The 23632-nt window shown below is 74.7% G+C and carries 21 protein-coding genes and 2 pseudogenes; 11 read left to right on the forward strand and 12 right to left on the reverse strand.

The annotated features are described in order from the left end of the window. Positions 1–72: 72 nt before the first annotated feature. Together ACTMTB_RS28840 and ACTMTB_RS28845 are read left to right on the forward strand one after the other, a co-directional pair. Positions 73–1035 carry a TIGR03557 family F420-dependent LLM class oxidoreductase gene (locus tag ACTMTB_RS28840; protein WP_280836281.1) on the forward strand — a complete coding sequence of 321 codons (963 nt, stop codon included), beginning with the start codon at positions 73–75 and terminating at the stop codon, positions 1033–1035. Next, the gene (locus ACTMTB_RS28845; protein ID WP_441149312.1) at positions 1032–1931 is read left to right on the forward strand and encodes an alpha/beta fold hydrolase; all 900 of its coding nucleotides are present in this window, start codon (positions 1032–1034) and stop codon (positions 1929–1931) included. Before ACTMTB_RS28840 ends, ACTMTB_RS28845 begins: the two co-directional genes overlap by 4 nt. Positions 1932–2037: 106 nt before the next feature. On the opposite strand, the gene ACTMTB_RS28850 is transcribed toward ACTMTB_RS28845, so the two are convergent. From ACTMTB_RS28850 to ACTMTB_RS28895, 10 genes and pseudogenes are all read right to left on the reverse strand, one after another. Further along, a complete protein-coding gene (locus ACTMTB_RS28850; protein ID WP_441149313.1) occupies positions 2038–3276 on the reverse strand; it encodes a hypothetical protein in 1239 nt (412 codons plus the stop codon). Next, a complete protein-coding gene (locus ACTMTB_RS28855; RefSeq protein WP_154942969.1) occupies positions 3273–3794 on the reverse strand; it encodes a SigE family RNA polymerase sigma factor in 522 nt (173 codons plus the stop codon). Before ACTMTB_RS28855 ends, ACTMTB_RS28850 begins: the two co-directional genes overlap by 4 nt. A 74-nt stretch (positions 3795–3868) precedes the next feature. Next, entirely contained in the window at positions 3869–4648 is a 780-nt protein-coding gene (locus ACTMTB_RS28860; RefSeq protein WP_441149314.1) for a hypothetical protein, read from the reverse strand. Positions 4649–4882: 234 nt separating this feature from the next. After that, a complete protein-coding gene (locus ACTMTB_RS28865) occupies positions 4883–5692 on the reverse strand; it encodes an endonuclease/exonuclease/phosphatase family protein (RefSeq protein WP_441149315.1) in 810 nt (269 codons plus the stop codon). Positions 5693–5703: 11 nt separating this feature from the next. Further along, positions 5704–7194: a phosphatase PAP2 family protein gene (locus ACTMTB_RS28870; protein ID WP_441149316.1), complete on the reverse strand. Its 1491-nt coding sequence runs from the start codon at positions 7192–7194 to the stop codon at positions 5704–5706. Between the two features lie 80 nt (positions 7195–7274). Continuing rightward, entirely contained in the window at positions 7275–8276 is a 1002-nt protein-coding gene (locus ACTMTB_RS28875) for a YihY/virulence factor BrkB family protein (RefSeq protein ID WP_441149317.1), read from the reverse strand. After that, on the reverse strand, positions 8269–9276 hold the full coding sequence (locus ACTMTB_RS28880; protein ID WP_441149318.1) for a diacylglycerol/lipid kinase family protein: 1008 nt from the start codon (positions 9274–9276) through the stop codon (positions 8269–8271). Before ACTMTB_RS28880 ends, ACTMTB_RS28875 begins: the two co-directional genes overlap by 8 nt. Before the next feature lie 240 nt (positions 9277–9516). Next, positions 9517–9693 (reverse strand): annotated as a pseudogene (locus ACTMTB_RS28885) (Clp protease N-terminal domain-containing protein); the annotation flags it as partial. A gap of 189 nt (positions 9694–9882) precedes the next feature. Continuing rightward, a pseudogene (locus ACTMTB_RS28890) lies at positions 9883–10068 on the reverse strand (Clp protease N-terminal domain-containing protein); the annotation flags it as partial. Then, complete coding sequence (locus ACTMTB_RS28895) at positions 10068–10304, reverse strand: helix-turn-helix domain-containing protein (protein ID WP_441149319.1); 237 nt, start codon at positions 10302–10304, stop codon at positions 10068–10070. The pseudogene ACTMTB_RS28890 and the gene ACTMTB_RS28895, both read right to left, overlap by 1 nt. Positions 10305–10441: 137 nt before the next feature. On the opposite strand from ACTMTB_RS28895, the gene ACTMTB_RS28900 reads away from it, so the two are divergent. The 8 genes from ACTMTB_RS28900 (at position 10442) to ACTMTB_RS28935 (ending at position 20120) form a co-directional block, all read left to right on the forward strand. Further along, the gene (locus tag ACTMTB_RS28900) at positions 10442–11248 is read left to right on the forward strand and encodes a PP2C family protein-serine/threonine phosphatase (RefSeq protein ID WP_441149320.1); all 807 of its coding nucleotides are present in this window, start codon (positions 10442–10444) and stop codon (positions 11246–11248) included. A gap of 31 nt (positions 11249–11279) precedes the next feature. After that, positions 11280–11843 carry a TetR/AcrR family transcriptional regulator gene (locus tag ACTMTB_RS28905; protein WP_441149321.1) on the forward strand — a complete coding sequence of 188 codons (564 nt, stop codon included), beginning with the start codon at positions 11280–11282 and terminating at the stop codon, positions 11841–11843. Beyond that, positions 11840–12667 (forward strand): oxidoreductase, encoded by an 828-nt coding sequence (locus tag ACTMTB_RS28910; RefSeq protein ID WP_441149322.1) that lies wholly within the window; start codon positions 11840–11842, stop codon positions 12665–12667. Before ACTMTB_RS28905 ends, ACTMTB_RS28910 begins: the two co-directional genes overlap by 4 nt. Before the next feature lie 164 nt (positions 12668–12831). After that, the gene (locus tag ACTMTB_RS28915; RefSeq protein ID WP_357617628.1) at positions 12832–13662 is read left to right on the forward strand and encodes a universal stress protein; all 831 of its coding nucleotides are present in this window, start codon (positions 12832–12834) and stop codon (positions 13660–13662) included. 126 nt (positions 13663–13788) lie between these two features. Next, complete coding sequence (locus ACTMTB_RS28920; protein ID WP_441149323.1) at positions 13789–16191, forward strand: phosphoketolase family protein; 2403 nt, start codon at positions 13789–13791, stop codon at positions 16189–16191. A 31-nt stretch (positions 16192–16222) separates the two neighbouring features. Further along, positions 16223–17086, forward strand: a complete 864-nt coding sequence (locus tag ACTMTB_RS28925; RefSeq protein WP_441149324.1) for a universal stress protein — start codon at positions 16223–16225, stop codon at positions 17084–17086. A 253-nt stretch (positions 17087–17339) separates the two neighbouring features. After that, on the forward strand, positions 17340–18350 hold the full coding sequence (locus ACTMTB_RS28930; RefSeq protein ID WP_441149325.1) for an Acg family FMN-binding oxidoreductase: 1011 nt from the start codon (positions 17340–17342) through the stop codon (positions 18348–18350). A gap of 96 nt (positions 18351–18446) precedes the next feature. Then, positions 18447–20120 (forward strand): GAF domain-containing protein, encoded by a 1674-nt coding sequence (locus ACTMTB_RS28935; RefSeq protein ID WP_441149333.1) that lies wholly within the window; start codon positions 18447–18449, stop codon positions 20118–20120. A 60-nt stretch (positions 20121–20180) separates the two neighbouring features. On the opposite strand, the gene ACTMTB_RS28940 is transcribed toward ACTMTB_RS28935, so the two are convergent. Next, on the reverse strand, positions 20181–20819 hold the full coding sequence (locus ACTMTB_RS28940) for a response regulator (RefSeq protein ID WP_154942955.1): 639 nt from the start codon (positions 20817–20819) through the stop codon (positions 20181–20183). A 180-nt stretch (positions 20820–20999) separates the two neighbouring features. On the opposite strand from ACTMTB_RS28940, the gene ACTMTB_RS28945 reads away from it, so the two are divergent. Further along, complete coding sequence (locus ACTMTB_RS28945) at positions 21000–21974, forward strand: Acg family FMN-binding oxidoreductase (RefSeq protein ID WP_441149326.1); 975 nt, start codon at positions 21000–21002, stop codon at positions 21972–21974. 94 nt (positions 21975–22068) lie between these two features. Here ACTMTB_RS28945 and ACTMTB_RS28950 read toward each other — a convergent pair whose 3' ends face one another. Continuing rightward, positions 22069–23073, reverse strand: a complete 1005-nt coding sequence (locus tag ACTMTB_RS28950; RefSeq protein ID WP_441149327.1) for an NAD-dependent epimerase/dehydratase family protein — start codon at positions 23071–23073, stop codon at positions 22069–22071. Positions 23074–23632: the final 559 nt, after the last annotated feature.

A 23632-nucleotide genomic window follows, 5' to 3' on the forward strand; every position in this document is an offset into this window, starting at 1 on the left:
CGGGACAGGTGGGGTTGACCGGCACCGGGCGGGGTATCCCGTGACGATCGTGGGGCGGAAGGAGAAACCAGGATGGTCACCGTCGGCTACACCCTGATGTGCGAGCAGGCCGGCCCGAAGCAACTGGTCGACTACGCGGTACGGGCGGAGGCGGCCGGCTTCGACCAGCTGGTGATCTCCGACCACTACTACCCGTGGCTGGACTCCCAGGGCCACTCCCCGTACGCCTGGTCGGTGCTCGGCGCGGTCGCGCACGCCACCAGCCGCGCCGAGCTGATGTCCTTCGTGACCTGCCCGATCCTGCGCTACCACCCGGCCGTCGTGGCGCAGAAGGCCAGCACCGTCGGCGCGCTCTCCGACGGCCGCTTCACCCTCGGCCTCGGCGCCGGCGAGAACCTCAACGAGCACGTGGTCGGCGGCTGGCCGCACGTACAGCAGCGGCACGAGATGTTCGAGGAGGCGTTGCAGATCATCCGGCCGCTGCTCAACGGCGAGACGCTGACCTTCTCCGGCAACCACTTCGACGTGCCGGAGGCGTACCTGTGGGACCGGCCGGACCAGCCCGTCGGAATGGCCGTCGCGGCCTCCGGGCCGTCGTCGGCCGCGCTCGCCGCCGAGTACGCCGACGGCATCGTCGCCACCGAACCCGACCGCCGGATCATCCAGCTCTACGACGACGCGGGCGGCGCCGGCCAGCCCCGCTACGGCCAGGTGGCCATCTGCTACGGCCCGGACGAGGCCGAGTGCCGCAAGCTCGTGCATGACCAGTTCCGCTGGTTCGGCATGGGCTGGAAGGTCAACGCCGACCTGCCCGGGCCCGAGGCGTTCGCCGCCGCCACCCAGTACGTCCGCGAGGAGGACGTCGCCGAGGGCATCTCCTGCGGCCCCGACGTCGACCGGCACGTCGAGGCGTTCAAGCAGTTCGTCGACGCGGGCTTCACCCACGTGGCCATCGTGCAGGTGGGCGGCGAGACCCAGCCGATGTTCCTGGACTGGGCGCAGGAGGAACTGCTCCCCCGGCTGCGCGAGCTGTGAGGCTCCGGCTGACCGCGCCCGGACGCTTCGGGGCGTCCGAGCTGCGGCTCGCCCTGGCCGCACCCCGCCCGACCGCCGGCCTCACCAGCGAGTGGCGGCTGGTGGACGGGCTGCGGACGCACACCCGTCGTTCCCGGAACCCGGGCAGCGACGCGCCGCCGGTGGTGCTGGTGCACGGGCTCGCGGTGTCCCACCGCTACCTCACCCCGCTGGCCGTCGCGCTCTCGGCCACCCATCCGGTGTACGTGCCGGACCTGCCCGGCTTCGGGCTGACCGCGCGCCCCGGGCGGGCGTACGACGTCGGCCGGCACGCCGCGTTCCTGGCGGCCTGGCTGGCCGCGTACCGGCTGCCGCCGGTCTGCCTGGTGGGGCACTCGTTCGGCGCGGAGGTGGCCGCCGCGCTGGCGGCCCGCCGGCCCCGGGCGGTCCGCGCGCTGGTGCTGGCCGGCCCGACCAGCGACCCGGCCGCCCGGTCCCGCCGGGGCCTGGTCGGCCGCTGGCTGCTGGACACCGTGGCGGAGGCGCCGCTGCAGGCCCCCGTCCTGCTCCGCGACGTCTGGGACGCCCGCCCCTGGCGGGTCGCCGCCACCGTGTCGCACTCCGTTCACAACCGCGTGGAGGAGGACCTGGTCCGGCTCGCCGCGCCGACCCTGGTGCTCACCGGCGCCCGGGACACCGTGGTGCCGCCGGCCTGGCGCGCCCAGGTGACCCGGCTGATCCCCCACGCCCGGGCGGCCACCGTCCCCGGCGCCGCGCACAACGTGGTCACCACCGCACCCCGGCAGGTGGCCGACGCGATCCGTGCCCTGCTCGCCCCCGACCCTGACAAGGTGGACCCATGCGCATCGGAAACACGGAGGTCCGATTCCTCGGCGGCGGCCTCGGCTGCCTGCTGATGATCCTCTTCTCGATCCTCGCCTCGGTCGTGCTGACGGTGCTGCTCAACGTGATCCTCTGAGCCGGCCCCGCAGGCCCGCCTCCCGAGCCCGCTGCCACACCTGGTCAGAGGGGGCGCCAGGTCGTCGGATCGGTGGGATTGGCGACCAGGCGGATGGTCGCGGCCAGGCGGAGCGCCCCGGAGCGGCCACCCACCGCCTTCAGGGCGGCCGAGGACTCGGTGCTGACCTCGGCGACGCAGTCGCGGCAGCCGGGCACCTGCGCGACCCGGTAGGCGCCCATGCCCTTCGGCCCGTCCACCGCTGCGCCGACCCGGCCGTCCACCGAGATCGTGGAGCCGCCCAGGTCGCTGCCGTCCCCGTCGTACATCCCGTTGCTCATGCCGATCGACAGGTCCCCACGGTTCCCCTCGTCCCCGATCGGGCCGGACACGAGGTAGTTCGCGTCGGCGTTCAGCCACCTGCCCTCCCAGGTGCGCAGCTCGACGCCGATGAGCTTCGCGCGGGGTGGGACGTCGAACGACCGGAACGGCACGGTGACGCGCTCGTCCTGCCAGGTCAGCCCGGCCACGACCTGACGCGCGACCTCCTCCGGCGGCGCCAGGCTCCGGACGGTGACGGAGACCCAGCCGCCCGGGGCGTACTGCCACGACAGCAGCGTCTGCTCCCGGTCGGTGTGCAGATACGCCGGTTGCCCGTCCACCGGCGCGACCGGCGTACCGGGGGCCTCCAGCGAGGGCACCTGACCGGTGAGCCCGGAGCCGAGCTGCGGCGAGAAGATGTCGACCCCGCGCGCACCCATCCGGACCGTGGCCCACCCGCCGATGCCCATCATCGGTCCCGGCTCCACCGGGCCGCCCGGCACCAGCGGATCGGGCACGATCGCCTCCACCGACTGGATCGCGACGCCGGTGCGGCTCACCTGGTGGATGGCGCCCGGCGGCACCCAGCCGAGCCGGAGCGACCGTCGGGTCGGGTCGAATCGCGCGGGCGCCACCGCCGGCGCCTCCCCCTGGGTCGTGACCGGGCCGCCCGGGGCGGCGGTGGAGCGGCTCGGGGTCGCGGCGGGACGGCTCGGGGTGGCCGTCGCGGCGCTCCGACCGGGCGTCGGCGCGTCCCCGTCGCCGGGAGTGGTGAGCGCGCCCGGCCTGCCGAGCACCGTGGCGGATCCCAGCAGCACGACGGCGGCGACCGCCGCGACGGCGGCCACGGCGATCCCCCGTCGACGGCGCACCGCCCGCTGCCCGGCGACCAGTAGCGTCTCCGCCGGCACGCCACCGGCCGGCAGGTCGTCCGCCGCCCGGGCCAGCAAGGACCGGACCAGCGTCTCGTCGTCCCGGTTCATCGGTTCACCTCCGTCCCGTCGCCCAGCGGCAGCCGCCTGCGCAGCGCGGCCAGCCCTCGCGCCGTCTGGCTCTTCACGTTCCCGGTCGAACAGCCGAGCACCTCGGCGGTTTGCTCCACGCTCAGGTCGGCGTAGAAGCGCAGCACCAGCACCACCCGCTGGCCGGGCGGCACCGCCGCCAGCGCGGCCCGCACCGCAACCGCGTCCACGACGGACTCGTCCGGGCCGGACGAACCACCGCGGGACTCGGGCTCGGGCGCCCGCTCGAAGAGCTGCACGCCGAACCACCGGGAACGCCGCTCCTGCCGGAACGCGTTGACCAGCATCCGGTGCACGTACGCGCCGACGTCGTCGGCGCCCCGCGCCCGGCCCCACTTCACGTAGAGGCGGGTCAGGGTCTGCTGCACCACGTCGTCGGCCCGGTGCGTGTCACCGGTCAGCAGGTACGCCGTGCGTCGCAGCCTCGGTGTCGCCGCCTCGACGAACTCGACGTACTCCTGCCGTTGCGTGGCATGCATCGACCACTCCCCGTTCCCGGACGCCGGCGTCCTCACCGTACGGATGGGCGCGGGGCCCGCAACGGTTGCACGGCTCACGGAAGCCGCCAGGTGGACTCGTCGCCGGGGCGGTCGACCAGCCGCACGGCGGCGGCGAGGGCGAGGGCGCCGTCCGGCCCGCCGATCGCGGCGAGCCCCCGGATGGTGAGTGCCACGACCTCGCCGGCGCACGCCTCGCCCAGCCCACCCACCCGGTACGCCCCGAGGCCCCCCGGCGCCGCGTCCACCGTTCGTCCGGCGGCCGTCGTGCCGGTCCGCACCACGCCGACGGTCAGGTCCTCGTGCGGTCCCGCCGCGCCGAGGACCCGGTACCCGCACCGCGCCCGGTGCCACCGGCCGTCGCGCCAGTCGACCACCGTCGTCTCCCAGCGCGCGCCGTCGGCCGGGGCCACGGCGAGGAAGGGCACCCGGGCGGGCTCCTCCGTCCAGACCAGACCGTCGGCGATCCGCCGCAGCGTCCGCGCCGGGGCGGGCAGATTGGTGCCCAGGACGGTCACCGCGGTGCCGGGCCGGTGCTGCCAGGTCAGCGAGGTGTGTCCGTGGTCCGGGTCGGCGTACAGCTGGGCCGTGCGGCCCTGCACGGACACGTCCGGGCCGCGCCGCCAACCGCGGTGGGTGGCGGAGGTGTCCACGGCGGACCCCACCCGCACCGAGAGCACCCGACTGCCGGCCATCGGGCCGGTCCCCGGGCCCTCCCAGGCGATCAGGGACCGTTCCCCCCGGTGGCTGGCGCACGTCCGGTGGGTCATCCCGTCGGGCAGCCAGTCCGTCCGGAAGAGCGGCCGTACCAGGTCGAGGTCGGTCCTGCCGTGCATCGGTCGCTCCCCCGCGTCGTCAGCGCTGTCACCCAGGTGATGGCCGTGACGGTGTGAAGGGTTGCACCCGGGAGTTCAGCGGCGCAGCCCCAGCGGCCGGCGCCTGCCGGGTGGCGACCCGGACGGCCTTGATCGAAACGACCTGCGGCGTGTCGGGGTGACCGGCGGCGGGGATGCCGCGACCCCGCCGCAACCAGCGTCGATCAGCCGTGGCGCACGCCCGGCGGCCAGCGGTCAGGCCGGGCGCAGGTCCAACTCGGCGACGACCGGGTAGTGGTCGGAGGCCCGGTCGGCGTCCCCGCCACGGACCACCAGCACCTCGCGGGTCAGCGCGGCGAACGGCGCGGTGCCGAGCAGGTAGTCCAGTCGCATGCCGGCGAACTCCCCCCCGCCGTGCCGGGTCGGCACGGTGTGGCCGTCCGCCTCGGGCGCGCCGGCGGCGCGGGCCGGCCAGAGGTCGACCAGGCCGGCGTCGACCAGCCGGGCGACGGCGCGGGTGTCCACGGTGCGGCCGTCGCGGCGCAGGTGCCGGCGGCGGTAGTGCATCGGCAGGCCCGCCAGCCGGTCGGTGTGCTCCGCCGTGGGCTCCAGCGTGTTCAGGTCGCCGGCCAGCAGCGCCAGCGGACCGCCGGTCTTTCGCACGGCGGCCGCCAGCCAGTCCGCCTCCATCCGTCGCCGGCCCCCGGAGTACGGGTTGAGGTGGGTGCTGAACACCGTCAACGGCCCCTGCCCGGTGTCCACCCGTACCCAGGCGGCGGCGTGGTGGAACGGCCGGCGCACCCGGCCGGCGGCCAGCACCCGCAGCGGCGGTCGGACCAGCACGGCCACCGGCTGCCCGAAGCAGGAGCGGGCCAGATGCGGACGCATCCCCAGCCGGCCCGCCACGTCGTCGAGCAGCCCACCCCGGTCGAAGCCCCGCAGCTCCTGCAGGGCCAGCACGTCCGGCCGCTGCGCGGTGACCACCCCGACCACGAGGTCCCGCCGGTCGGGCCCGCTGCGGTCCCGACCGCCGGTCCTGATGTTCCAGGTCATCACGCGCAGCATGGGCGGCGTCGTCACTGCGGCCGGGCGGCCTTGGCCAGCTCGTCGTCGAGCTCGCCGACCTGCTCCGACTCGATGGCCGGCCGGTTGCCCTCGTAGACGTCGGCGTTGGGGCGGACCACCCAGTAGAGCAGCCCGATCCAGAGCGCGCTGAGCAGGATCGCGCCCATGAAGTCCGTCGGGTGGTGCATGCCCCGGTACATCCGGGACACGGCCACCCCGACCGGCATGATCACGGCCAGCGCCACGAACAGCCAGCGCCACCAGCGGTCGGTACGCGGCAGGACGATCAGCGTGATCGCCACCCAGACGCAGATCGTCGCCGCGATGTGGCCGGAGGGGAAGGATGAGGTCGGCATGGGGCCATCGAGGTTCTCCACCGGCGGGCGCGGCCGGTCCACGGCCGCGGCGGAGGCGAGGAAGAGGCTCAACTCGCCGAACATGGTCAGCGCCACGAAGAGCACCGGCCGCCAACGCCGCCACACCGCCAGCACGAGCGGGCAGAAGACCAGCGAGATGAGCAGGATGGCGTGGGTGTCGCCGGCCTTGCTCCACCAGTGGCTGACCTCGTCCCGGCCCGGGGTCCGGTGCTCGGCGAACCACCTCGGCACCTCCGTGTCCAGGGTGGCGAAGAAGGTCCCGCCGGCGTGGTAGCTGACGAACATCCCGAAGCCGTAGAGCGCGCCGAGCACCAGCACCCAGCCGACCAGCAGCTCGAAGACGGCGGCCCGAGGGTGCGGCAGCAGGTGCGCCTCGTCGGGGGCGGGGGCGACCTCGTGCGCGGCCTCCGGCTCCAGCCCCTCGGTCAGCGCCGGCACCCGGCGGCCGCGCTCCAGCCGCCACAGCCGGAAGGCGTACGCGGTGACGCCGAGCCAGGCGGCACCGAGCAGCCAGGCCCCGAGCACGTCGGAGACGAAGTGCACGCCGAGCGCGATCCGGGTCAGACCGATGAGGAAGACGAGCAGAGCGACCAGGGCGATCGCCGGCTTGCGCCAGCGGAACGACAGGGCCGGCAGGAACACCAGCAGCAGCGCCCCGTACGCGACGAAGGAGCCCAACGCGTGGCCGCTGGGGAAGCTGTCCCCGGCGTAGGTGCCAATCGGCACCTCCACCTCGGGACGCAACCGGTCGACCAGGGTCTTGAGCGCCGGGTCGAGGATCAGCGCGCCGAGCCCGGTCACGATCAGGAACACCGCGAGCCGGCCCTGTCGGCGGATCAGCAGCCCGATCACGGCGACCGAGACCAGCCAGATGATCACCGCCCGGCCGCCGAGGTCGGTGAGGGCGTTGAGCACGGTCACCAGCGGCCCGTGCGGCGCGACCAGATCGTTGAGCCAGGCCGCCACGCCGTGGTCGACGTCGTAGAGCGGGGTCCAGCGGACCCGAACCAGCACCAGCAGCAGCCCGAACCCGACGCCGGTCCCGAGCACGAGTGCCAGGCCGGCGAGCGTCCGCTCGGTGAAATGACCCAGGGGTCGTCGTAACACGTCGATGACCGCGCTCACGGCAGCCTCCCTCTCGCTCCTGGCGGAGCGCTGTACCCGATCCGCGCTCGGCGTACACCGGGGGGTGCCGGAACGGGGGTCTACAGCGAGGTCATCTCACCGGTGTCCTGCAGCTCCTCCCGCTCGGCCTCGGGCTCCCACAGGTCCGGCTGGGCCGGCTCCTGCACCCCGATCCGCATCGCCTCCAACTGGGCGGCGAAGGCCAGCCCGCCGAAGAGCGCCATGCCGGTGAGGTTGGCCCAGAGCAGCAGGGCCATCATGCCGGTCAGCGCGCCGTAGGTCTGGCCGAATTCGTCGCTGAACGTGACGTACCCGGCGAGCAGCAGGCTGGCCAGCCACCAGAGCGCGGTGGCGATGCCGGCGCCGAAGAAGAGCCAGGACAGGCCGGGCTGGTTGCGGCGGGGCGAGTGCCGGAAGAGCACCGCCACGGCGAGCACGGTCAGCCCGAGGCTCAGCGGCCAGCGGATCACGTCCCAGGCGCCGTCGGCGAACGCGCCCCACTCGTAGTGCCGCTGCACGGAGTCGCCGATCGCCCCGCCGCCGACCAGGATCAGGAAGCCGGCCAGCGCCGGCCCGCCGGCGGTCACCGCGAGGACGGCGGCCCGGACGTACTTGGCCAGGGCCCGGCGGTCCCGCTCCACGCCGTAGATCCGGTTGGCGCCGCGTTCGATCTGGGCCATCGTGGTGGTCAGCGCCACCAGGCCGGTGAACAGACCGAGGGTCAGCGCCAGCTCGCCGGCCCGCTCGGTGCGCTCACCGTCGCCGAGCAGCTCGCGGACCACCGACTCGCTCTGCCCGGGGGTGAGGGCCAGCACGGTGTCGGCGACCACCTGGCCGCCCTCCTCCACGCCGAGTTCGCTGATCAGACCGGTCAACGCGATCATGAACGGCACCACGGCGAGGCAGAGCTGCAGGGCGAACGCCCGGGAGTGGCTGAAGCCGTCGCCGTAGCGGAACCGGATGAAGGCGTCGCGCAGCAGGCACCAGCCGCCCTGCCGGCGCAGGGTGCGCCAGGCGTCGTCGGCGGAGAGGTCGTCCTCCGCCATCAGCCGGGTCTCGGGGACGAGCTTGGTGCTACTCACGGCGCGCCTCCTCGATCAGCCGCTCGCCCCGCTCCGCCGCCGCCTCGGCGTCCATCGTCAGGTCGGGGTGGCGCTCTGGGCGCGGCACGCAGAGCCAGAGCGACTGCGGCTTGACCTCGGCGGTGAGCGAGCGGCCGGGCTCGATCAGGTCGCCGTCGAGCTCCCGGGGCTGGGCCCGGTTGCTGGTGACCTGCACCCGGCGGGCCCGGAAGACCTCCATCCGGGGCACGCTGCCGCGCCGGCGCACCAGCGCCCAGCCCATGGCCAGCCAGTGGCCGAGCGTCCGGGGGGTGAGCACGGCCACGTCGAGCCAGCCGTCGTCGGGCTCGGCGTCGGTGAGCAGGCGCACCCCGCCCTGGAGCCGGCCGACGTTGGCGACCAGCACGGAGCGGGCCCGGCGGCGCAGCGGCGGCCGGTCGTCGATGCGGATCGAGACTCGCATCGGCCGGTCCCGCAGGTGCTTCGCGGCACCCATCACGTACGCGGGCCAGCCGATGCGCGCCTTGGTCGTCTCGGAGGTGTCCCGGAGCATCTGGGCGTCGAAGCCCATCCCGGCCATCACGGCGAAGTACCGGTTCTCGACCGCGCCGACGTCCAGCCGGCGCATCCCGCGCTCCACGGCGACCTGCAGGCCGGCGGCCAGGTCGTTGGAGAGCCCGAGGTTGGCGGCGAGCAGGTTGCCGGTGCCCTGGGGCAGCACGGCCAGCGCGGCGTCGGTGCCGACCAGCCCGCTGACGCAGGCCATCACGGTGCCGTCGCCGCCGCAGGCGAAGACCACCTGGGCGCCGGCGGCGACGGCCGCCTCGGTCTGGCCCCTGCCCGGGTCCTCGACCGTGGTCTCGTACCAGGTCGGCTCGGGCCAGCCCGCCGCGGCGAGGGCATCGTCCACCGTGCGGCGGAACTGGTCCAGATCGGTCACCTTCGAGGGGTTGACCACCACCGCCGAGCGCGGCGGGGCGTCGTCGGCGGTCACCGGGCGCGTCTGCTCTCCACCATCCACGGCGCAAGTGTGCAGCAAGCGGGGCCGGTCAGCGAGCCGACGCGGGGCGACGTTGCACTGGCCGCAATCAGGTTTGAAAAGCCCCGCCACCGGTTGGCCCGCTCACCGCGGGCCGCGCACTCGGCCATCTCGGTCACCCACCGGGCGCGGGTGGCCGCTTCGCCGGGACGATCCACCCCCCGGCGAAGCGGGAGCCGAGGCACCGGGTACCGGTCAGGCCGCCGTCCGCAGCGCCGTCTCGACCCGCCGGCGCAGGTCGTCGAGGTTCAGCCCGGCCTCGGTGAGCACCACGGCGGCGAGGCCGCCGCCCTCGCGCAGCAGCCCGAGCAGGATGTGCTCGGTGCCGATGTGGTGGTGGCGCAGCCGGATCGCCTCGCGCAGGGAGAGCTCCAGCACCTTCTTGGCGCGGGGGGAGAACCGCCTGTCGTCGTACCGCCGGAAGCCCCAGCGGCGGCGCGGCGCGGGCGCGGCCTCGCGCAGCGCGTCGGGACCGAAGGACTCCTCGATCCGGGCGACGATGGCGGTGAGGTCGATGCCGATCTCGCGCAGCGCGGCGGCGTCCGCCTCGCCGAGACCGCTGGCGCCGGGCGCGGTGTGCCGGGCGATGGCGGCGCGCAGGTCCTCCGGGCGCACCCCCGCCTCGGTGAGCACCCGGCTGGCCAGCGCGTCGCCGTCGGCGAGGACGCCGAGCAGCAGGTGCTCGGTGCCGACCGGCCGCTGCCGCTCGGCCCGCGCCTCGTCGACCGCCCGGTGCACGACCGCACGGGCCCGGTCGGTGAACCGTTCGAACATCACGCCTCCCAGGTTCCTCGGACCGCCGGTCGCCCGGCGTGCTTCTTGTGGACCGCCTGCCGGCTGACCTCGAGCGCATCGGCGATGTCCTGCCAGGACCAGCCCTGTCGACGGGCGTTGTCCACCTGGACGACCTCCAGCCGTTCGAGGAGCCGGCGCAGGGCGAGCACCGCCCGGAGCCCGACCCTGGGGTCGGTGCTGCCGGCGGCCGCCGCGAGTTCCGTTGCCTGACTCATGTCGTCAACTTACGTTGACAGCGCCACCCTGTCAACCCCCGTTGACAACACGGGTGTCCGACCCGGCGCGCGGACCGACCGCCCGACACGACCGCCGACGCCCCGACCAGGGGCTTCCGCGGTGCTACGGTCCGCTGATGTTCCGCCGCGCTCCGTCCGACCGACCCGAGCCGCTGACCTGCCGTCTCGCCGCCGGGCGGGTCGCCCTGGAGGTCGCCGGCGGCAGCGTGGTCGGCCACCGCTACCCGGCCAACTTCGACCTGCTGCACGTCGATGCGACGCTGCCCTTCATCGCCGTCGTCGACGGCATGGGCTCCGGCGAGGGCGCCCGGGTGGCCGGCACCACGACGATGACCACCCTGGTCGAGGCGGTCCGCGGTGACTGGCCCGCAGTCGGAGCGCGCGAGCTGCGCGCGGCGGTCGCCGACGCCCGCTCCCTGGTCCGCGCCGCCGGCGCGCGGCTGACCGAGCTGACCGGCTGCACGCTGACCGCCCTGCTGGTCGAGCCGGACGGCGAGCAGGTGTGGCTCGTCCAGCTCGGCGACTCGCGGGCGTACCGGCTGCGCGACGGCGTGCTGGAACTGATGACGGTCGACCACACGGCCGCCTGGCTGGGGCTGCTGCACGGCTGGTACCGGGCCGGCTCCGCGGAGGCCGGCCGGGCCCGCTACCAGCTGCTGCGCTACGTCGGCCATCCGGACAACCCGGACGCGGACCTGCTCGCCGTGCCGCTGCGGGTCGGCGACACCTGGCTGCTCTGCACCGACGGGGTGAGCGACCAGGTGGACTACCACCGGATGCGGGAGGCCCTCGCCGGCGGCGACCCGAAGCGGGCGGTGCGCAGCCTGCTCACCAGCAGCCTGGCCGAGGGCGGGGAGGACAACGCCACCGCCGTGGTGCTCCGGGTCCGGCCTGGCACCGAGGGTGACGGCGAACACCTTTGACGGTCTGACGTTCTGTGCAAACATTGTCAGCATGTCGAGCGACAGGTTGGCGGCGATCCTCGCCGCCGCGTACGAGTGCTTCACCCGGCACGGCGTGCGGCGTACGACGATGGACGACATCGCGGCCACCGCCGGGATGTCCCGCCCCGCCGTCTACCAGTACGTCCGCAACAAGGACGACGCCTACCGACGACTGGCCGAACGGCTCTTCGCCGACTCCCTCGCCCAGGCCCGCCGAGCGGCCACCGCGCCCGACGCCGACCTGCGACAGCGGCTGCACGACGTGCTCGCCGCCAAGCTCGAACTCACTCTCCGACTGCACCAGGAGAGCCGGCACGCCGCCGAACTCCTCGACACCAGCACCCGGCTCACCGGCGACCTCGCCGAGGCGTACACCCGGGAGCTGACCGACGTGGTCGCCGGCGCGCTCGCCGACGCCGCCGGGCCGCGCGCCCGCGCCGTCGCCGACGTGCTGGTCGCGCTCACCCGCGGCCTGGAGGCCGACCTCACCGACCCCGACCTGCCCCGACGGCGGCTGCGCGAGGGTGTCGCGCTCCTCGTCGCCGGCCTCACCCACCCGGGAGCCCCCGCATGACCACCTCCGTCCTGATCACCGGCACCTCCTCCGGCATCGGCCGCGCCACCGTCCGCCATCTCGCCCGCCGCCCCGAGTTCACCGTCTACGCCACCGCCCGCAAGGTCGAGGCGATCGCCGACCTCGCCGACAGCGGCGCCCGCCTGCTCCCCCTCGACGTCACCGACGAGGAGTCCATGCGGGCCGCCGTCGCCGCCGTCGAGGCCGCCCACGGCCAGGTCGACGTGCTGGTCAACAACGCCGGCTACGGCGAGTACGGGCCGATCGAACAGGCCCCGCTGGACCGGGTCCGGGCCCAGTTCGAGACCAACGTCTTCGGGCTCAGCCGGCTCACCCAGCTCGTGCTGCCCGGCATGCGCCGGGCCGGCCGGGGCCGGATCGTCAACGTCAGCTCGATGGGCGGCCGGCTGGTCTTCCCCGGCGGCGGCTACTACCACGCCAGCAAGTACGCGGTGGAGGCGATCTCCGACGCGCTGCGCCAGGAGGTGCGGCCGTTCGGCATCGACGTGGTGGTCGTCGAGCCCGGCCTGATCCGGACCGGGTTCGGGGCGGTGGCCGCGAAGTCGCTCGGCGCGGGCGGCGACCCGGCCGGGCCGTACCGGACGATGGTCGCCTCGGTGGACGCGGCGATGGCCAAGTCCTACGCCAACCCGATGCTGGCCGCGACGCCCGAGACGGCGGCCCGGGTGATCGAGCGGGCGGTCACCGCCCGCCGCCCCCGCACCCGCTACCTGGTCACCGCCGCCGCCTGGGCGATGGTGCACACCCGCCGGCTGCTCGGCGCGCGGGTCTTCGACACGGTCGCCCGGCTCCAGTTCCGCTGAGCCGCCGCCGGCCCGGCCGACCCGCCGTCGCCCGGTGCGCCGACCGGCACGCCGGACGCCCGGCGCCCGGGTGTGCCGATCCCGGCCCGCCCGGGCGGCGGCGCGACTAGCGTCGGTGGGGTCGGCGTGGCCGTACCGTGCGGGGCGCCCGGGAGGTGAGCCGGATGACCGGATCCGCCGGCGCGCCGGTGGTCGCCGGCATCAGCGTGTTGCCGCAGGCCATGGAGGTCGTCCGCGAGGCGACCCGGGCGGCCGCCGCGCACCGCCGGGACCTCGTCCTGCTGCACGCCTTCAACTGGCAGGCGGCGTTCGAGGCGCCCTCGGTCGCCGAGCCCCGCGCCGAGGCCGAAGAGATGATCGCCCAGGCCGCCGCGGCCGCCGCCGAGATCGAGTCGGCGGTGTCGGTCAGCGGCGAGATCGTCGAAGGCCCCCCGCTGGACGCGCTGATCCGCCGCTCCGAGACGGCGTTCCTGGTGGCCGTCGGCGACGGCGGCATGACCACGTGCGGGGACTGCGTACCCGCCGACGCGCCGGCGGTGCAGCTCGCCGCCCGCGCCGGCTGCCCGGTGCTGGTGGTCCGCCGCGAGCCACCCGTCGCCGGGCCGGTGCTGGTCGGGGTGGACTTGTCGGCGAGTTCACGGACCGCACTCGACTTCGCCTTCGACTGCACCGCCCGCCGGGAGGCCCGGCTGCTCGCGGTGCGGGTCGTCGAGCCGGGACGGGCCGACGACGGCGACGACGTGCTCATCGAGGCGGTGGCCGAGGTCGGGCGGCGGTACCCCGGCGTCGCGGCGGAGTGCCACACCGTCCGCGGCGACCCGGGCAGCGTCCTCGTCGAGCAGTCGCGGTCGGCCCAACTGGCGCTGGTCGGCGCCCGGGGCGACGAGCCGTGGCGCGGCATGCTGGGCGCGGTGAGCCAGACCCTGCTCTACCACGCGCCGTCGCCGGTCATCGTGGTCCGCGGCCTGACCGCCACGCCACCGGACGGGCCGTGACGCCCCCCGGTCCCGGGACCAACGGCCCTGATCCACTCGCACCCGGCCGGGTCAAGCTGGACAGGCCCCGGGTGATATCCGCCTTCGGGCTGCAGAAGTCCCCGACGCGCGAGAGGCTATTGCAGCATGGACACCGCTCTCGACCTGCACAGCCCACTGACCGAAGACGAGCTGCGCCGGCTGGACGCCTACTGGCGGGCGGCTAACTACCTCACCGTCGGGCAGATCTACCTGCTCGACAACCCGCTGCTCCGCGAGCCGTTGAAGCCCGAGCACGTCAAGCCGAGACTGCTCGGCCACTGGGGCACCAGCCCGGGGCTCAACCTGCTCTACGCGCACCTCAACCGGGTCATCGTCAACCGTGACCTGTCGGCCATCTTCATCACCGGCCCTGGCCACGGCGGGCCGGCGGTGGTGGCGAACACCTGGTTGGAGGGCACGTACAGCGAGCTCTACCACGCGGTGAGCCGGGACGAGACGGGCATGGCCCGGCTGTTCCGCCAGTTCTCCTTCCCGGGCGGCATCCCGAGCCACGTGGCGGCGGAGGTGCCGGGTTCGATCCACGAGGGCGGCGAGCTGGGGTACGCGCTCAGCCACGCCTACGGCGCCGCCTTCGACAATCCCGACCTGCTGGTCGCCTGCGTCATCGGCGACGGCGAGGCGGAGACCGGGCCCCTGGCCGGGAGCTGGCTGTCCAACGTCTTCCTCAACCCGGCCCGCGACGGCGCGGTGCTGCCCATCCTGCACCTCAACGGCTACAAGATCGCCAGCCCGACGGTGCTGGACCGGATCCCCACCGACGACCTGCTCGAGCTGATGCACGGCTACGGCTACCAGCCGTACGTCGTCGCCGGCGACGACCCGACCACGGTGCACCAGAGCCTCGCCGCCACCCTGGACCGGGCGGTCGACGAGATCACCGAGATCCAGCGCCGGGCCCGCTCCGGCGGCGACAGTCGCCGCCCCCGCTGGCCGATGATCATCCTCCGTACGCCGAAGGGCTGGACGGGCCCACGGGAGATCAAGGGCAAGCAGGTCGAGGGGACCTTCCGCTCCCATCAGGTGCCCATCGACGGGGTGCGGAAGAGCCCGGAGGCCCTGGCCGAGCTGGAGCGCTGGATGCGCAGCTACCGGCCGGAGGAACTCTTCGACGCCACCGGCGCCCTGGTCGCCGAGTTGGCCGCGCTGCCGCCGAAGGGTGACCGCCGGATGAGCGCCAACCCGGTGACCAACGGCGGCCGGATGCTGCGCGACCTGGAGCTGCCGGACTTCCGCGCGTACGCGGTCGACGTCAAGCAGCCGGGCGAACCGGCCGTCGGCGCCACCGGTGTGCTCGGCCAGTGGGTCCGCGACGTGATCGCCGCCAACCCGCAGACCTTCCGGCTCTTCGGCCCCGACGAGGTCGCCTCCAACCGGCTCGGCGCCGCCTTCGAGGTCACCGACCGGGCGTTCGTCGCCGACACGGCCGACGTCGACGACCACCTCTCCCCCGACGGCCGGGTGATGGAGGTGCTCTCCGAGCACCTGTGCCAGGGCTGGCTGGAGGGCTACCTGCTCACCGGGCGGCACGGCATCTTCACCAGCTACGAGGCGTTCATCCACATCGTCGACTCGATGGTCAACCAGCACGCCAAGTGGCTCAAGGTGACCCGGGGCATCCCCTGGCGAGAGCCGCTGCCCTCGCTGAACTACCTGCTCTCCAGCCACGTGTGGCGGCAGGACCACAACGGCTTCTCGCACCAGGACCCGGGCTTCATCGACCACGTGGCCAACAAGAAGGCCGAGGTGGTGCGGGTCTACCTGCCGCCGGACGGCAACACGCTGCTCTCCACCATGGACCACTGCCTGCGCAGCCGGCACTACATCAACGTGGTGGTGGCCGGCAAGCAGCCGGCGCCGAACTGGCTGAGCATGGACGAGGCGATCCAGCACTGCCGGCGCGGCCTGGGCATCTGGGACTGGGCCAGCACCGACGACGGCAGCGAGCCGGACGTGGTGCTGGCCTGCGCCGGCGACGTGCCGACCCTGGAGACCCTCGCCGCGGCGGGCCTGCTCCGCCAGCACCTGCCCGAGCTGAAGGTGCGGGTGGTCAACGTGGTCGACCTGATGCGGCTCCAGCCGCCGTCGGAGCACCCGCACGGCCTGCCGGACAACGAGTTCGACACCATCTTCACCCGCGACAAGCAGATCATCTTCGCGTACCACGGCTACCCGTGGCTGATCCACCGGCTCACCTACCGCCGGACCAACCACGACAACCTGCACGTGCGCGGGTACAAGGAGGAGGGCACCACCACCACCCCGTTCGACATGGTGATGCTCAACGACCTGGACCGCTTCCACCTGGTCATCGACGTGATCGACCGGGTGCCCGGGCTCGCCGCGCGCGCCGCCCACCTGCGACAGGAGATGGTCGACGCCCGCCAGTCCTGCCGCGACTACACCCGCCGGTACGGCGAGGACGACCCCCGGGTCGCCGAGTGGCGCTGGATCCGCGAGACCGAACCCGGCCTGCGGACCGGGCAGTGAGCCCGTCGGCCGGGGACGGGAGGTGGGTGCGGTGAGCCGGGACGAGATCCTGGTCGGCTACGACGGTTCCGCCGACGCCAGCCTGGCGCTGGACTGGGCGTTGGACGAGGCGCAGCGCGGCGGCCGGCCGGTCCGGCTGGCGTACGTCTTCGAGTGGCTGACCGTGACCGGCTGGATCGGCCCCGGGGTGGCCCCGGGGATCTGGCCCGACGAGACCGCCCGGCGGCAGGTCGAGGAGCTGGTCCACAAGGCCGCGGCCGACGCCGTGGCCCAGCGGCCGGGCACCACCGTGCACGGCGAGGTGTACGACGGGCCGCCCGCCCTGGTGTTGCAGGAGCGCTCCGCCGACGCCGGGCTGCTGGTGCTGGGCAGTCGCGGGCACGGCGGCTTCGCCGGCCTGCTCGCCGGCTCGACCGCCGTCGCGGTGACCGCCCACGCCCACTGTCCGGTGGTGGTGGTCCGCGCCGGGCAGGCCGCCGGGGCGGGACCGGTGGTGGTCGGCGTCGACGGCTCCGAGTCCTCCCGGGTGGCGCTCGGCTTCGCGGCCGAGAGCGCCGCGCAGCGCAGGGTGCCGCTGCGGGTGGTGCGGGTCGTCGCACCGCCGGCCGGGCGGCGGCCCTCGGACCATGACGAGCGGGCCACCGTCGCCGGGGAACGGGCCGCGGTCGAGGAGTCCCTCGCCCCGTGGCGGGACACCTTCCCGGACGTCGACGTCGACATCGAGGTGGCGCCCGGCAACCCGGCCGCCGCCCTGGTCGAGGCCAGCCGGAGCGCCCAGCTCGTGGTGGTGGGCAGCCGGGGCCTGGGCGGGCTGCGCGGGATGCTGCTCGGCTCGGTCAGCCAGCAGCTGCTCCAGCACTCGTCCTGCCCGGTCGTGGTGGCCCGCGAACGCTGAGGTCCCGGCGCCGGCACCGGCCGCCCTGGTGATCGACGCCGTTTGCGGCGTGTCGCGGCCTCCCCGGCGCGGGACAGCGCGACACGCCGCATCCCGGTGTCGCTCCACGCCGGCCGGCGACGGGATGCCGGAGGCCGGCGGCGCCGGGCCTGCGTGGGCTACGCCGGATCCGGGCATGACGAAGGATGGAGCCGTGACCCCACCACCGCGACCGCCGTGGTGGGCACGATGGAGAAACGGAAAGGTCGTGACGATGAGCCACGAGACGCCGGGACAGGACCGCCCGCTGACCACCGCGCTCGCGGAGGCCGCCGCGACCGCCGGCTACGCCCCCTCGGTGCACAACACGCAACCGTGGCGCTGGCTGGTGCTACCCGGCGCCCTGGAACTACGGATCGTCCGGGACCGTCAGCTGACCGCCACCGACCCGGAGGGACGCCTGCTGGCGATCAGCTGCGGCGCCGCGCTGCACCACGCCCGGCTCGCGCTGGCCGCCGAGGGTTGGACGGCCGTGGTGGAGCGGCTGCCCGACCCGGCGCAGCCGGACCTGCTGGCCCGACTGACCGGGCTGGACCGGTCCGGCGCGGACGCGGACGCCATGCGCATGGTGCAGTGCATGCAGATCCGGCACACCGACCGGCGACCGGTCAGCGACGAGCCGGTCCCGACCGCCGCGATCGGTGAGATCAGCCGGGCGGTCGCCGCCGAGGGCGCCAACCTGCAGATCCTCGACTCCGACCAGGTGATGGAGCTGGCCGCCGCCGCCTCGCACGCCGGCACGGTCGAGGCGAAGGACCCGCAGCTGCGCGAGGAACTGGACTACTGGACCAGCCGGGCTGACGGCGGCACGGGACTACCGCCGGAGGTGCTGCCCGAGCAGCAGCCGCAGACCACCGTCCCCGGCCGCGACTTCGGCCGCGCCGGCACCCTGCCGATCGGCCCCGGCCACGACAAGGCCGCCGTGTACGGCCTGCTCAACGGCGACGAGGACGAGCCGGACAGCTGGCTGCGCGCCGGCGAGGCGCTCTCCGCGCTCTGGCTGACCGCCACCCGCCTCGGCGTGTCCGTGGTGCCGCTCTCCGGCGTGGTGGAGGTGCCCGGCACCCGGCAGACGCTGCGCCAGCTGCTCAGCGGGCTCGGCTTCCCGTACCTCGTGGTGCGGCTGGGGATCGCGGACCCGGCGCACGCGGGGCCGCCGCACACCCCGCGGCTCCCCACCGAGCAGGTGGTCGACACCTCGGCGGTCCGCGACCAGCGCACCTGACGATCTCGTGCCGCCGGTGACGCGGGCGATAGCATCGCCTGCGTGGCCGCCAGCACACCGACGCCCCGCAACGAGCCGCTCGCCCCCTCGCTGGGGCTGAGCCCGCTGTCCCGGGTACGCCTCGACGAGCTGCTCCAGGAGATGCTCGACCGGGTCGGCGAGGTGGTCACCAGCCGGGAGCGGCTGCGCGCCCTGCTGGACGCGGTGGTGGGCATCGGCTCCGACCTCGACCTGCGCAGCACCCTGCAACGGATCGTGCAGTCGGCCTGCGAGCTGGTCGGCGCCCGCTACGGCGCGCTCGGCGTGATCGGGCCGGACCGGCTGCTGCACGACTTCATCATCCATGGCATCAGCGACGAGCTGCACGCCAAGATCGGCGACCTGCCGCACGGGCGCGGCGTGCTCGGCCTGCTGATCGACGAACCACGCCCGGTCCGGATGCCGGACATCACCCAGCACCCGAAGTCGTACGGCTTCCCGCCGCACCACCCGCCGATGCACAGCTTCCTCGGCGTGCCGGTCCGCATCCGCGACCAGGTCTTCGGCAACCTCTACCTGGCCGAGAAGCAGGGCGCGTCGGAGTTCACCGAGGACGACGAGGAGATCGTGGTCGCGCTGGCCGCCGCGGCCGGCGTCGCGATCGAGAACGCCCGCCTCTACGCGCTGGCCCACCGGCGGGAACGCTGGCTGGCCGCCACCGCCGAGATCACCTCGGTGCTGCTCGGCGAGGTCCGCCGCACCGACGCGCTGGCCCTGGTCGCCCGGCGGGCCCGGGAGGTCGCCGAGGCGGAGCTGGCCCTGGTGCTGCTCTACGACGAGGACGCCGGCCAGTTCACCGTCGAGGTGGTCGACTCGGCCGACGGGGCCGACCGGCAACTGGTCGGCGCGGTGCTGCCGGCCGCCGAGACCAGCTTCGCCGGCCCGGTCACCGAGCACCGGCACGAGCTGGTGGACAACCTCGCCCAGGCCGCGCCCTGGCCGGCGCCGGTGGTCGCCGGCCCCGCCGTGGTGTCCCCGCTCGCCGCGGCGGACACCCTGCACGGCGTGCTGGTGATCGCGCACCGACCGGACTCCGCGCGGACCGTCGACGACGACGTGCGGCTGCTGAGCAGCTTCGCCGGCCAGGCCGCGCTCGCCATGGAGCGGGCCCGCGGCCAGGAGGAACGGGAGCTGCTGGTGGTCCTGGAGGACCGCGAACGGATCGCCCGCGACCTGCACGACGTGGTGATCCAACGGCTCTTCGCCACCGGCCTGCAACTGCAGAGCGCCGCCCCGATGAACGCCCGGCCGGAGGTCGCCAAGCGGATCAACGCGGCCGTCGACGACCTCGACGCCACCATCCGCGACATCCGGCGGACCATCTTCGAGCTGCGCACCCCGATGAGCGCGGCGCTACGCACCGAGATCCGGGAGGCCATCGACCTGGCCACCGAGTCGCTCGGCTTCCGCCCGGCCGTGGAGCTGGCCGGGCCGATCGACAGCGCCGTACCGGAATCGGTCCGCCCCGACCTCACGGCCGTGCTCCGCGAGGCGCTGTCCAACGCCGTCCGGCACGCCGAGGCCACCCGGGTCGCCGTCGCCATCCGGGTCGACGCCGGGCGGGTCGCGCTCACCGTCACCGACGACGGCGTCGGCTGCGACCCCGCCGCCGCCCGCGGCGGCCTGGTCAACCTGCGCGAGCGCGCCGAGCGGCACGGCGGCGAGTTCCAGGTACGCCCGGCGCAGCCGCACGGCACCGAGCTGTTCTGGTGCGTCCCGCTGCGGGACTGACCCGGGCGTTCCTGGCGCGACGGCGCCCAGCGCCAGGCGTTCCCGGCGCGGCGTGGGCGCTCAGTGGGTCTTGCCGAGCAGGCGGGTGGCGAGCACCGCCGCCTGGGTCCGCCGCTCCAGACCGAGCTTCGCCAGCACGCTGGAGACGTAGTTCTTCACCGTCTTCTCGGCCAGGAACATCTTGCCGGCGATCTCCCGGTTGGTCAGCCCCTCGGCCACGTACTCCAGGATGCGGCGCTCCTGCTCGGTGAGCGTCTTGAGCTCGCGGGGCTGCTCGACGCCGCTGCGGATGCGCTCCAGCACCCGGGTGGTGATCGCCGGGTCGAGCAGGGACTGGCCGGCCGCCACCCGGTGCACCGCGTCCACCAGGTCGGTGCCGCGAATCTGCTTGAGCACGTAGCCGGCCGCCCCCGCCATGATCGCGGCGAAGAGCGCCTCGTCGTCCTCGTACGAGGTGAGGATCAGACCCTTGATCGAGGAATCCACGGCCCGGATGTCCCGGCACACGTCGATGCCGTTGCCGTCGGGCAGCCGGGCGTCGAGGATCGCCACGTCCGGCCGGAGGGCCGGAATGCGGCGGGCCGCCTCCTGCGCGGAGCCGGACTCACCGACCACTTCGATGTCGCCGCTGCTCTGCAGCAGGTCGGCAAGGCCACGACGGACGACCTCGTGGTCGTCGAGGAGGAACACCCGGATCATCCCTCGTTTCTACCCGCCCCGGCCGCGCCCCGCACGGGCCGAAGGTCCCCTACCTGCCGCGGCACGGCGGGAAGGGGGACCCGGGCGGACGGGACATCCGGCCCTGCCCGGCTTCCCGACCGCTGACGCACCGTGGAGGTGAACCAGCGGGGCCCCACCTGCCACGGAAGGAGCATCACCATGGACACCGGCTTCACGGTCGCGCAACTGCGGGCGGCCGCCGCGGACGCCGTCCGGGCACCTTCCCTGCACAACACCCAGCCCTGGCGGTTCCGGCTGCGCGACGGCGGCATCGAACTGTCGGTCGACCCGGCCCGCCGGCTGCCCGCCACCGACCCGAGCGGCTGGGGTGCCCGGATCTCCTGCGGAGCGGCCCTGTTCAACCTGCGGCTCGCCCTCGCCGTCGCCGGCACCCCGGCCACGGTGCGGCTGCGGCCGTACCCGACCGAACCGGACGTGCTGGCCCGGCTGGTCCCGGACGCGCCCCGGCCCGCCACCCCCGCCGACCGCAGCCTGCGAGGGGCGATCCCGCGCCGGTTCAGCAACCGCGCGCCGTTCTGGCCGGACCCGGTGCCGGCCGACGCCCGGTGGCGCCTCGGCGAGGCGGCCCGCGCCGAGCAGTGCTGGCTGGAACTGGTCATCGGCACCAGCGCGGTCAACGCCCTCGCCGAGGTCGCCCGCAGCGCCCACCGGGTGCTGGAACGCGACCCCGACTACCGGCGGGAGCGGACGGAGTGGATCCGCCGCGAGCCCGCGCCCGACGGGGTGCCCGCCGCCGCCGGCGGCCCGCAGAGCGAACCGCAGGACCTGCTGCCGATGCGCGGCTTCGGCGGCCGCAACCGGGCTCCCGGCCGGGACTTCGAACCGGAGCCGCTGGTCGCCGTCCTCGGCTCTGCGGGCAACACGTCCGCCGACCAGATCCTGGCCGGGCAGGCCCTGCAACGGGTGCTGCTCACCGCGACCGACGCCGGGCTGAGCGTCTCCCTGCTGTCCCAGCCGATCGAGGTGCAGGGGGCGCGCGAGGCGCTGCGGTTGTCGCTGGGCCGGTTCGGCACGCCCCAGATGGTGATGCGGATCGGCTACGGCCAGCCCGGGTCAGCCACCCCCCGGCGCAGCGTGGACGACGTGCTCGACCTGCCCGTGGTGTCGGCCTGAGCCGTACCCCGCCACCCGTGCCGCCCGTCGCTGCCGGCCCCGCCCCCGTCGCCGGGGCCGGCAGCGTGGTCGCTCCTACCGGGGTGCGTCGGTGTCAGGCTGGGCGGGGACTGCCGAGCAGGGCCGCCTCCCGCTCCGGGTCCAGCCCCACCGCCGCGCGCGCCGGCCGCCCGGCCCGCGCCGGCACGGACCCCACCTGCCGCAGCCACCGCCAGGTGTCGGCGACCGTCTCGGCCACCGGGCGGCAGGTCAGCCCCGACGCGTACGCCTGCTCCACGCCCCGCTCCTGCAACCAGCGGAACTCGTGACCGCGCGGCACCCAGACCGGCAGGTCGTTCCAGGGCACCACCCCGGCCGCGAGGATCCGCTCCGGATCCGTCCAGCGCAGCCGCGCGTCCGACCCGGTCGCCGCGACGGCCGCCGCCAACAGCTCCCCCATCGTCGCGTGCCCGCTGCGGCTGATCACGTTGTACGCCCCGCCGACGTGCTCCGCGCCCCGGTCCAGCATCCAGGCCGCTAGGTCCCGCACGTCCACGTACTGGATCGGCAGGTCCTCCGGACCCGGCGCCAGCACGTCCCCGCCCCGGGCGACCCGCTCCAACCACCAGGGCAGCCGACCGATGTCCTCCCCGGGCCCCAGGATCAGCCCGGCCCGGACGAGCAACGCCGCGTCCCCGAACACCTCCAGTACGGCCCGCTCCCCACCCGCCTTGTTGTGCGCGTAGTCCCCGTCACCCGCGTCCGGTTCGGCGTCCACCACGGGCGCCTCCTCCCCGGCCCCCGGAGGCAGCGGGTGGGCGTAGACCGAACCGCTGGAGACGTAGACGTAGTGCGGCACCGACCCGACCAACGCCCGGGCCGCGTCCCCCACCGCCCGCGGCGCACCGTCCCAGGTGTCCACCACCAGGTCCCACTCGCCGCCCGCGAGCGCCGCCAGGCCGTCCGGCGCCGTCCGGTCACCCCGCAACCGGTGTACGCCCGGCGGCACCGCACCGTGCACCCGGCGGTTGAAGACGGTCACCGACCAGCCTCTGCGTACCGCCTCGGCCACGGTCGCGCCGCCGACGAAGCCTGTTCCACCCAGCACCAGCAGTCTCATGCGTCCCAGCCTGTCCGGTCCCGGCCCCCGACCGACCCCCCGTTCACCGCTAGCGGATCTGCCAACGGCAGAATCCCGCCCCGCCGCCGCCGACCCGCTGGGCGATCGGCTCCTTCCGACGGTCGCCGCCCGGCTCCGCGCGACGTGTGCCGGCGCGTGGGTCGCCACGATCCGCCAAGGTCTGCCCGACAGCGGAGCTGCCGCCCCGCGCCCGTGCGCTTCGGCCCGGCGTCCGGCCGCGCCCCGTTTGCGGCGTGTCGCGCGTTCCGGCGCCCGGGTCACCGCGACACACCGCAAACCGCGACGGCGACGAAGCCCTCCGGCCCGGGCGAATCGGCGTGCCCGGATGTTGCGCGGCGGGTTGGCCTTGGCGCGCCGGATGTCCGGTTACCGGGTCCGGTTGGATGCGCCCGGATGTCCGGGTCTGGGCCAGCCAGTGGCGGGTCGTCCCGTGACTGGCGGCACCCTGGCGGTGGAATGGTGGCCGGGCCGGTGTCGTTACATCACCTGGACGATCGCAGCAGCAAGCCCGCTGGCCCGGCCCGATACATGGGGCCGC

This window comes from Micromonospora sp. L32, from assembly GCF_052068055.1.
Classification (GTDB): Bacteria; Actinomycetota; Actinomycetes; order Mycobacteriales; family Micromonosporaceae; genus Micromonospora; species Micromonospora purpureochromogenes.

What these genes read in the sequence shown, in the direction of transcription:
- ACTMTB_RS28865 (WP_441149315.1), bottom strand. Translation starts at nt 5,692, where the DNA reads ATGCTGCGCGTGATGACCTGGAACATCAGGACCGGCGGTCGGGACCGC.
- ACTMTB_RS28860 (WP_441149314.1), bottom strand. Translation starts at nt 4,648, where the DNA reads ATGCACGGCAGGACCGACCTCGACCTGGTACGGCCGCTCTTCCGGACG.
- ACTMTB_RS28950 (WP_441149327.1), bottom strand. Translation starts at nt 23,073, where the DNA reads ATGAGACTGCTGGTGCTGGGTGGAACAGGCTTCGTCGGCGGCGCGACC.
- ACTMTB_RS28900 (WP_441149320.1), top strand. Translation starts at nt 10,442, where the DNA reads ATGTTCCGCCGCGCTCCGTCCGACCGACCCGAGCCGCTGACCTGCCGT.
- ACTMTB_RS28930 (WP_441149325.1), top strand. Translation starts at nt 17,340, where the DNA reads ATGAGCCACGAGACGCCGGGACAGGACCGCCCGCTGACCACCGCGCTC.
- ACTMTB_RS28850 (WP_441149313.1), bottom strand. Translation starts at nt 3,276, where the DNA reads ATGAACCGGGACGACGAGACGCTGGTCCGGTCCTTGCTGGCCCGGGCG.
- ACTMTB_RS28910 (WP_441149322.1), top strand. Translation starts at nt 11,840, where the DNA reads ATGACCACCTCCGTCCTGATCACCGGCACCTCCTCCGGCATCGGCCGC.
- ACTMTB_RS28940 (WP_154942955.1), bottom strand. Translation starts at nt 20,819, where the DNA reads ATGATCCGGGTGTTCCTCCTCGACGACCACGAGGTCGTCCGTCGTGGC.
- ACTMTB_RS28905 (WP_441149321.1), top strand. Translation starts at nt 11,280, where the DNA reads ATGTCGAGCGACAGGTTGGCGGCGATCCTCGCCGCCGCGTACGAGTGC.
- ACTMTB_RS28855 (WP_154942969.1), bottom strand. Translation starts at nt 3,794, where the DNA reads ATGCATGCCACGCAACGGCAGGAGTACGTCGAGTTCGTCGAGGCGGCG.
- ACTMTB_RS28895 (WP_441149319.1), bottom strand. Translation starts at nt 10,304, where the DNA reads ATGAGTCAGGCAACGGAACTCGCGGCGGCCGCCGGCAGCACCGACCCC.
- ACTMTB_RS28840 (WP_280836281.1), top strand. Translation starts at nt 73, where the DNA reads ATGGTCACCGTCGGCTACACCCTGATGTGCGAGCAGGCCGGCCCGAAG.
- ACTMTB_RS28945 (WP_441149326.1), top strand. Translation starts at nt 21,000, where the DNA reads ATGGACACCGGCTTCACGGTCGCGCAACTGCGGGCGGCCGCCGCGGAC.
- ACTMTB_RS28915 (WP_357617628.1), top strand. Translation starts at nt 12,832, where the DNA reads ATGACCGGATCCGCCGGCGCGCCGGTGGTCGCCGGCATCAGCGTGTTG.
- ACTMTB_RS28920 (WP_441149323.1), top strand. Translation starts at nt 13,789, where the DNA reads ATGGACACCGCTCTCGACCTGCACAGCCCACTGACCGAAGACGAGCTG.